Genomic DNA, 8,479 nt, shown 5'->3' on the forward strand with positions numbered 1-8,479 from the left:
GGTTGCCACGGCCGAAGCCGGGGGATAGGCCCGGCCGGTGGCGCTGGCCTGCGGTGGTTGGGCGCTGCGGTGCGGCACCCGGATGGCATCAAGGTCAAAGAAGTACGACCGGGCCCGGGTGAAGCTGTAGACCACTTCGTAGCTGGCGCTCAGCCGGTCCCGGATGCTTGACGGCATCGGGTTGGTCTTGGCCCAGATGACCTTGTTGCGCAAGCGCCAGCCGTCGGCCAGCAGGCTGAGGGCCAGCCGTTCCGGGCCGAGCAGCAGGCTCTTGACCGGGGCGCCTTCCCGGGGATGGCGGGCGTAGCCGTCACCGAGGTTCAGCCACAGCACGCCGCTGGGCTTGAGCACCCGAGCGACTTCGGCTAGGACGGCGCGGAGGTCGGCCACCCAGCTGGCAACATCGGCTTCCAGGCCGATTTGCCCGGCAGTGCCATAGTCCCGCAGGCCGTAGTACGGCGGGCTGGTGATGACACAGTCCACGGAGGCCGGCGGCAGGTCGGCCAGACGGGTGCGGGCGTCGCCAAGGAGGATGGTGTTGCGCCAGGGATCAGCCTGGTGAGCGCCGCTCATGGGCGGCCTCCGCGGTGGCGGGCCGCTTGGTCGTGAAGATCCGGTTCGTCGGGTTCGTCGTTATTTTCGTTATCTTTTATTACTTTGAGTAGCCATTTAAGGTCGTTGAGGAGGTCAAGATTTTTGGAGTAGTGGTGGAGGAGGTCCACCCCCGTGACCTGCGCGAACAGGCCACGTAGATGCGCCGGCCCGGCCGGCCGCCGCGGATATCCCGCGTGCCCGGCCCGACGCCGCTCCGCCCGTCATCACCCGGTCTGGGTGATGACGGCCTCGGGGATCAATGGAACCGTGGTTAGCGCTGAGATTGATCATGGCGCAGGCCGTTTCATAGGTGGTCGCTCGTGAAACGCTCCGCCACTCGGTGGCCCACCTGCGGGTTTCTGCACCGGGCAGTTCGCAGGGGCCGGGCGAACCGGGAGCGGCACCCTTGCGCCCGACCCGAAAGGTGATCCATGACCACGCGCACGCCGACTGTCCCGTCCGCACAGGCACTCTACGCAGCTATGTCCGGCCTCGCCGGCCCGCTGAGCTCCGGCGAAGGCGCCGCGCCGGACTTCGCCGCCGCACCACGCGCGGCGGCCGGCGAGGAGAAGTCGGTGCTGATCCTCGGCGCGGGCATCGGCGGACTGACCGCCGCCTACGAACTGGGTAGGCTCGGCTACCGGTGCACGGTCCTGGAGCCGCAGTCCCGAACCGGCGGCCGCAGCCGCACCGTCCGCAACGGCGACAAGCTGTACGAACTCGACGGCGAGGGCGGCAGTCTGGAGCTGACCCACACCTGTGCCTTCGATCCGGGCCTGTACCTCAACCTCGGCCCCGGCCGCATTCCGTACCACCACCGCCGGGTGCTGAAGTACTGCACCGACCTCGGGGTGGCGCTGGAGCCGTACGTCATGGAGACCACGGCGAACGTCGTGCACCGCGCGGGCCACACCCCGCCCGGCCAGCCCTGGCGCAACCGGCGCGTCGCCAACGACACCCGCGGCCACCTCGCCGCGCTCCTGTCCGCCACCCTGACCGGGGACGACGAGTTCACCGGCCTGCTGCGGGACCTGCTGCGCAAGTTCGGCGACCTGGACGAGGAGGGTGAGTACCACGGCTCCACCCGCTCCGGCTACGCCGAGCCCCTCGACGTCCACGAGCACCCCACGCCCGCGCCCCCGCTGCCCCTGTCCGATCTGGTCACCTCGGAGTTCTGGAAGCACCGCTTCTACCAGCCCGTGGACTACATGTGGCAGGCCACGATGTTCCAGCCGGTCGGCGGCATGGACAAGATCGTCCACGCTCTCACCGAACGGATCACCACCGAGTATGGCGCGACGGTCCAGCTGAACGCCGAGGTCACCTCGGTCGACCTGACGGGCGACGGCGTCAGCATCACCTACTACTCGGGGGGCCAGGAGCTGACGGCGTCGGCCGACTACTGCGTCAGCAACATCCCGCTGCCGGTGCTGAAGCAGCTCACGCTGACCGGCTTCTCCACGGAGTTCCGCAACGCCGTGGAAGCGGTGGACTTCGCGCCGACATGCAAGGTCGGCTGGCAGGCCAACCGCCGGTTCTGGGAGGACGACCACAACCAGATCTACGGCGGCATCAACTTCACCGACCACCCCATCACCCAGTTCTGGTACCCGTCCAACGACTACTTCTCCAAGACGGGCACCCTCACCGGGGCCTACAACTTCGGTGAGAACGCCAAGGAGACGGGCAAGCTCGCGCCGGACGAGCGACTGCGCCTGGCCCGAGACGGCGCGGCTCAGCTGCACCGGGAGTTCCTGGAGAAGACCACCGTGCCCCAGGACCTGGGCGTCACCATCGCCTGGCACAAGGTGCCCCACCAGCTCGGCGGCTGGGCCGACTGGGACCCGGCCGACCCCGACCACCAGGTCGCCTACAAGCAGCTCCTCCAGCCCGAGGGTGACGGCCGCTTCTACGTCGTCGGTGACCAGGCATCCCCGCTGCCCGGCTGGCAGGAGGGAGCCATGATGTCGGCGCAGTACGTCGCCGCCCAAATCCTCGGTCTCCTCCCCCGCACCGCCCCCGAGACCGTTCAGGTCCCGGACGCCGTCTTCCTGACGCAAGGACTCTGACCACGGCATTCGCGCGGGGCCCGGTCCGTTGCCGTCCGGGCCCCGCGCGACCTGCTGACCGCCAGGTCCGCATGCCCAGGTAACCTGCCTTACTTGGCTTACGGTCGCCCAACGCCCTGACCTGGGAGAACAGGCCGTACCACCAGATAACGCTGGAACGGCCCGCGAGACTGGCAGGATCGCGTGTTCGGGTGGCCTGTATTCCCAAGATCGAGCCGTTGACCGTCACTGGTTGTGAGGGCTTGCGGGGTGTGGAGACCGCTCGCGTGCGGGCGGCCGGCGGGCGAGGCAGGACTGGCGATCGCCCGACGGGTCAGCTGCGGCCCCAGAAGGCATGCGGATCTGGGCCTGGGCGGAAGCCCGAAGCCTCAGCCATGCGCGCGGCGTCGCGGAAGCCTCGGGCGAGTGCGCCAGGGTCGTGGGCGTCGCTGGCGAAGGTGATGGCCTGGCCGCCCTCCTCGTGCCACCAGGCCAGCACCTGGCGGTGCAGCGGGACCCGCGTGTTGACTTCGAGGACCTTGTCGGCAGTTGCCAGGCAGCGCAGCACGTCGCGGTACTCGTCCTCGAAGTCGTCTGGGTCGTAGGGCCTCGCGTCCGCGGGCCAGGAGCGGACCGGGTAGTCGATGTGCGCGAGGACGTCGAACGCCGCGAACTGCTCGATCAGGCGCATGGTCTCGGACAGGTAGGCCCGCACGACCTTGTCCGGTTGCTGATCGATGTACTGGCGGGAGACCTCGGTGAAGCCGGAGCCGTCGGCGGCCGGCGCGGAGTGGATCGAGGCCAGTACCCGCTCGAAGGGACCCATGCCGAGCAGCGTCTCGGCGCGGGCGGTGTGCCAGTGAGGTTCGCTCAGCTCGATGCCCGACAGGATGCGCAGCTCAGGATGGCGTTCCCGGCACGACGCCAGGCATTCTCGGTAGCCGTCCAGGTCGAGCGGGGGCGGAGTCAGGACGCCTTCGGCGAGCAGAGGGCGCCACGCGTCTGGGACCTCCTCGTCTGGTTTGTGGGTCCAGGGAGTGAGGTCAGCATGTTCGGTGAACGCCACCGAGGGCAGCCCGAGTTCGAGCGCACGTAGACAGGTATCTTCCATCGACCCCGCGGGCGCGTCCCATGACCACTGGCTGTGCACATGATTGTCCGGCGGCAGCATGACTCTTCTCCTTCGACCGTTGCGGCGACGCGGCGAGCTATCTGGCGGTCGGCGTCTGTCTGCCGTGGTCACCTGGGGCGTAGTGGGTCCAGGTTCCGCCGGCGTCGGCGCGGTGCCACTGGGTGGTGGTCGGGTGGTAGCCGAGGGCCTGGGCGACGACCGGAGCCGGGGCCTGCAAAACGAGCTGGCGTAGCGCGGCGGTGCGGGCGGCCTGGTTCGGGATCCCGAGAGTGCGGATGTGGTCGAGCAGGCTGCCGGGGTGCATCGGCTGGCCGGCGCGGCGGCCGGGGAACAGCCAGCGGCTGTCCGGGTTTGTGGCGGTGTTCATGTTGCTCCGCTGGGCCGCGGCGGCCAGGAGGAGAGCGGCGAACGGTTCGGGCACCGGGACGGGCGGGTCGCCGAGCCGTAGCAGGACCTGGCCGTCGTCGGTGGTGATGTCGTCGACGGTGAGGCGCACGATCCGGCTGGCGGGCTGGGCGTAGAGCAGCATCAGGCAGGCCGCCGCGCGGGTCGACGACGTGCCGGTCTCGCTGGTGAGGACGGCTTTCACCAGGTCGAGGCGGTGGCGTTGGGTGAGTGGCTCGGCGCGGGCGATCCGGAGGCGGGGCAGGTCGCGGTGGGGTAGCTGGCCGCTGCTCATCGCCCAGGTCAGGAACGCCCGCAGGGAACGTTTCGCGTGGTCGAGGTGGGTGGCGTGCCAGCCGTCGACGTCGGCTTGGGCGAGGGTGGCCGGGGTCCGGCCGCGTTCGTCGAGCCAGGTCAGAAACAGGCGGGCCTGGGTGAACTGCTCTGCCGCCGTCTTGCGGCTGTGCGTGGTCAGCGGGCGCGCTGCCGCCCGGTGGCGGAGCCGGGGGAGCTGCGACCAGGTCGCGAACTGGCGCAGCAGCCGGGCATGGGGCTGGCCGTCGAGCTCGGTCAGTTGGCGGTGCAGCCAGGTCTCGTGGTGCAGCAGCTGCTTGTCGACGGTGGGCAGCGCGCCGCAGGCCATCAGCAGGTCGCGGAGGTAGGCGACGGTCCGCCAGTTCGGCAGCGGGTGCAGGGCCTCGTGCGTCAGCTCGATGCGCCCGGCGGCCAGGTCGGCGAGCAGTTCGCGGACCCGGGCATTGCGCAGCCAGGCCAGGCCGCTTTTCGGCCTGGGCATCGCGCGCACCGCGTCGAGCAGCGGCATCAGCGGTGGGCTGACGTTCCCTGTGCCGTCGTCGAGGGCGGTGGTGAGCTGGTCGGTGAGGGTGCAGCGTTCGCAAAGCCGGCCGCCGAGCAGCAGGCCCTCGAAGCCGCAGCGGGAGCAGAAGAAGTCGCGGGTGATGCCGGCGCAGTCCCGGCAGAGCGCTGTCCCGTCGCCCCGGCGGCCGGGCAGGAGACGTTCGGCAGCGCAGCCGGGGCAGCGGCCGTAGGTCCGGGCGGCCCGGTCGTAGCAGCTGCGGCAGATCGGCCCGTCCGACCAGTTCGCCGACAGAGACGCCCGCCGGGCGCAGCGTGCGCAGACGCGGATGTGCCAGCGTTCGTACTGCTCAGCGGTGTAGCGGCCGGTCCGGGCCGTCACTCGGGGCGCAGCCGGGCCCGCTTCGGCCGGATCTCACCGGCCAGGTCGACCGGCGCCGGGCCGTCGCCGACGGCCGCCCGTCGCGGCGCGGCGTTGACCGCGCGGGTCGCGATGAGCTCGGCCGGGGTGACCTCAAGGATGTCGCAGAGCGCGGCGAGCACCGGCAGCGAGAGCCGTTCCGGGGTTCCGATGACGATCCGGTGGACCTGCGAGGCCGACAGGGTGATGCCCCGTTCGGCGAGCAGCGGGACAAGGTCGGTGATGGTGAAAAGGCCGCGGGTGGCCATCACCTCGCGCAGCCGCCATTGGTAGCTGACCTGCCGCCTGACCGTCATCGCGCCTTCTCCGTCGGCGTCAGAGCCGCGGCCAAGGTCTGATCGAGCGCGCGGCGCAGAGTGCGCGTCCGGAAGTCCGAGGACACGCAGGTATAAATCGCGGTCGTCGAGGCGTGCTCGTGGCCGACCTGCTGCTGGACGAACAGCGGGTCGTAGCCGTCCTCGATCAGGTGGGTCACGTAGGAGCGGCGCAGCGCGTGGACGTCGAGGGCCTGGTCCAGGCCGAGGGCGTCGCGGTAGGTGGCGAACCGGGCGTTGATCTGCGTCAGCGCGACCCGCGGGGCCCGCTCGGACGGCCAGAGAGCCGGGCCGCCGTCCGGGGCGAGCAGCAGCCGGAAGTCGCTCACCCACTCGTCGAGGATCTCAGGGGTCCAGGTCCAGACGGTCAGCACGCTGCGCCGTTTCGGCGGCGAACCCTTCGAGGCCTTGCCGAACCGGACCTGGCAGACGCCGTAGTCGCTGAACTCGGGGCCGTGCGGGTTGCGGCCGAAGTCGGCGAGGTCGAGCATCCGCACCTCCCGGCGGCGCAGCCCGTAGGAGTAGGCGACCTTGAACAGCACCGCGTCACGGAACGCCGGCAGCCAGCCCTTGCGCCCGGCCGCGCGGATCCGGCTGACCTGCTCGTCTGCGTGATCGAAGAACGCCTGCAGCTCGTCGAGCGTGAACGCCCGCTTGCCCGGGTCGCTCTCGGCCTGCTGAGCGTGCACCGCGGTGTTCCACTCGTGGCAGACCTGCACCGGGTGCGAGCCGAACTCCTGCTCGCAGCGCTGCGCCCAGCCGTAGGCGGGATCGGTCGTGTAGGCGCAGAACAGCCGGACCGCCTCCTGGTAGTTCCGCAGCGTCGAGCGGCGCAGGTTCCTCACCGCCCGCAGATCGGTGCACCAGTCGTCGACCATCGCTGCCGTCCAGGCCCAGGGATACGCCTCCGCGTGCCGAGCGAACGCCCGTACCGCGCGGACCCGCCCCTCGACCGTGCCCGCCGCCAGATTGCGGGCCGTCTGCTGACTGGCCCAGCCCTCGATCATCGCCGCGAACACCTGCTCGTCCGCCCGCAGCAGCGGCACCCCAGCCACGAGGTACAACCCCGCTGCTCCCGCGACCGACTCCCGATCCGCCACCTACCGTAACCCCCAACCCATCCGCATCCGATGCAGAATCCTTGCATTTGATGCGAAACGGCCGATCAGGGGCCCGCGCGCAACCGTGCGGCGCGCCGTGAGACGATGATCCTCCGCGTTCCGGACCCATAAAAGCCCAGGCCACGGCCCCTCGGTGCAACCTCGTATGCAGGGTGACGCGTGTTCGCATCCGATGCGATTCGCGCTAGTTGGAGCATCGGAACGGAAAGTCCCGCTAAGCCGCTCGCGGGCGGTCCGCTAGACGAGTAAGTCCGAACGCTGGGCGGGCGGTGATCGTGAATAGAGAGAGGGCTTCCAAGATCGAGTTGTGACGCAAGACCTGGAAACCCTCCTGACCGCACTCTATGTGAAGATCGACGACCGGATCGGAGGGAGGCGACGAACAGGCCGGCCGCCCACGCTGAGCGACTCCGAACTCGTCTGCCTCGCGGTCGCCCAAGCCCTGCTCGGCCACCGCTCCGAAGCACGCTGGCTACGCCACGCCCGCAAACACCTGGCCGGGATGTTCCCGTACCTGCCGGGCCAGTCCGGCTACAACCGGCGGCTGAAGACGGCGTTACCGCTGGTCAAGGAGGTGATCAGGGTGCTCGCCGTCGACAGTGACTTCTGGTTCGACAACCACTGGATCACCGACGCCACCCCGGTGCCGTGCGGGATGTCCCGGCCGACCGTGAAACGCTCGGAGCTGGCCGGCTGGGCCGGCTACGGCTACTGCGCGTCGCACTCCCGGTTCTACTGGGGGCTCAAGCTCTACCTGGTCTGCACCCCGACGGGCATGCCGATCCTGTGGGCGCTGGCCAACCCGAAGACCGGGGAACGGTGCTCATGGACATGGTGACGTTCGAACGGTACGAGCGATTCGGTACCTCACTCGATCGCCGCAGCACACCGCTCGGCCCCGGCAGACGCCGCGACGTACCGTACCTGACCGCCGACGAACGCGCCATGTACGGTGCCCTTACCGACCCCACCTGGGTACGGCATCGACGCCTCGAACAGGAGCGCATCCCGCTCGCGGATGCACTCGCGGCACTGCGACTACTTCAGTCACGCGACTCTCTCGTGTAGCTGCAAGCCCGTCACAGCTTTATCCACCCTGGCGGCCACGGCGTGGGCGAAGCACAGCGCGGCGGGCCTGCCGCGGTAGCCGCCGTGGCGGGCGCGGAGCAGGGCACGACGCATCGTCTTCTCGCTCGCCGGTGCGGCGCCGAGGTCCGTCAGGACCCTGCCGGTGTCCAGAATCGAGGTCGGCTCCACCAGCTTGGCGATCACCAGGTTCCGGAACACCTCGTCCTGGAGAGCGTCGAACCCCAACGAGGTGAACATCCCGGTCAGCCCGTCGAGGAGAAGCGCGGCGCGTTCGATGGGCACGTTGCCTCCGGGTCTGGGCCGCATGGCGTTGGTCGTAGTCGTACGAGGTCCCGCCTGCGGGTCGCCGTGCGAGCGGGTCGGTGCGGTCTTGGCCAGGCCGTCGACCGGAGTGACGCGGCTGGCTCGCGCGATGGCCGGGCCGCAGTACACTCAGGTACTGAACCCTCTGCCCCGAAGGGGACATGTCGTGACCTATCGCCTGGAGATCGTCAGCGAGGTCCGGGAGTGGCTGCATGACCTACGTCGAACAGACCGAAGCACCGCGATCCTCGTCGGAC

7 protein-coding genes and 2 pseudogenes are annotated in these 8,479 nt (G+C 69.7%); 3 read left to right on the forward strand and 6 right to left on the reverse strand.

The features are described 5' to 3' along the window. A partial coding sequence (locus AC5LUJ_RS21170; RefSeq protein ID WP_493465590.1) for a DNA-methyltransferase occupies positions 1 to 573 on the reverse strand: 573 nt, incomplete at its 3' end. 452 nt (positions 574 to 1,025) lie between these two features. Between AC5LUJ_RS21170 and AC5LUJ_RS21175 the strand changes: the two genes are divergently transcribed. Next, a complete protein-coding gene (locus AC5LUJ_RS21175; RefSeq protein ID WP_250285751.1) occupies positions 1,026 to 2,663 on the forward strand; it encodes a flavin monoamine oxidase family protein in 1,638 nt (545 codons plus the stop codon). A gap of 313 nt (positions 2,664 to 2,976) precedes the next feature. Here AC5LUJ_RS21175 and AC5LUJ_RS21180 read toward each other — a convergent pair whose 3' ends face one another. The 4 genes from AC5LUJ_RS21180 to AC5LUJ_RS21195 are packed head-to-tail and all read right to left on the reverse strand — an operon-like array spanning position 2,977 to position 6,764. Beyond that, the gene (locus tag AC5LUJ_RS21180; protein ID WP_250285752.1) at positions 2,977 to 3,813 is read right to left on the reverse strand and encodes a PHP domain-containing protein; all 837 of its coding nucleotides are present in this window, start codon (positions 3,811 to 3,813) and stop codon (positions 2,977 to 2,979) included. A 37-nt stretch (positions 3,814 to 3,850) separates the two neighbouring features. Continuing rightward, a complete protein-coding gene (locus tag AC5LUJ_RS21185; RefSeq protein ID WP_250285753.1) occupies positions 3,851 to 5,356 on the reverse strand; it encodes a site-specific integrase in 1,506 nt (501 codons plus the stop codon). Further along, entirely contained in the window at positions 5,353 to 5,691 is a 339-nt protein-coding gene (locus tag AC5LUJ_RS21190) for a helix-turn-helix domain-containing protein (protein ID WP_250285754.1), read from the reverse strand. Before AC5LUJ_RS21190 ends, AC5LUJ_RS21185 begins: the two co-directional genes overlap by 4 nt. Beyond that, complete coding sequence (locus tag AC5LUJ_RS21195; protein WP_250285755.1) at positions 5,688 to 6,764, reverse strand: tyrosine-type recombinase/integrase; 1,077 nt, start codon at positions 6,762 to 6,764, stop codon at positions 5,688 to 5,690. The genes AC5LUJ_RS21190 and AC5LUJ_RS21195 overlap by 4 nt, the downstream gene beginning before the upstream one ends. Before the next feature lie 373 nt (positions 6,765 to 7,137). Here AC5LUJ_RS21195 and AC5LUJ_RS21200 point away from each other — a divergent pair. Next, positions 7,138 to 7,650 (forward strand): annotated as a pseudogene (locus AC5LUJ_RS21200) (transposase family protein); the annotation flags it as partial. Positions 7,651 to 7,661: 11 nt separating this feature from the next. Further along, positions 7,662 to 7,898 carry a Wadjet anti-phage system protein JetD domain-containing protein gene (locus AC5LUJ_RS21205; protein ID WP_445548747.1) on the forward strand — a complete coding sequence of 79 codons (237 nt, stop codon included), beginning with the start codon at positions 7,662 to 7,664 and terminating at the stop codon, positions 7,896 to 7,898. Positions 7,899 to 7,928: 30 nt separating this feature from the next. Here the strand turns inward: AC5LUJ_RS21205 and AC5LUJ_RS21210 are convergent. Then, positions 7,929 to 8,165 (reverse strand): annotated as a pseudogene (locus tag AC5LUJ_RS21210) (IS1634 family transposase); the annotation flags it as partial. Between the last annotated feature and the right edge of the window lie 314 nt (positions 8,166 to 8,479).

The organism is Protofrankia sp. CiP1_Cm_nod3 (assembly GCF_982290655.1).

Bases quoted from the DNA above. Each gene is read 5' to 3' on its own strand.
- AC5LUJ_RS21175 (WP_250285751.1), top strand. From the start codon at position 1,026: ATGACCACGCGCACGCCGACTGTCCCGTCCGCACAGGCACTCTACGCA.
- AC5LUJ_RS21180 (WP_250285752.1), bottom strand. From the start codon at position 3,813: ATGCTGCCGCCGGACAATCATGTGCACAGCCAGTGGTCATGGGACGCG.
- AC5LUJ_RS21190 (WP_250285754.1), bottom strand. From the start codon at position 5,691: ATGACGGTCAGGCGGCAGGTCAGCTACCAATGGCGGCTGCGCGAGGTG.
- AC5LUJ_RS21205 (WP_445548747.1), top strand. From the start codon at position 7,662: ATGGTGACGTTCGAACGGTACGAGCGATTCGGTACCTCACTCGATCGC.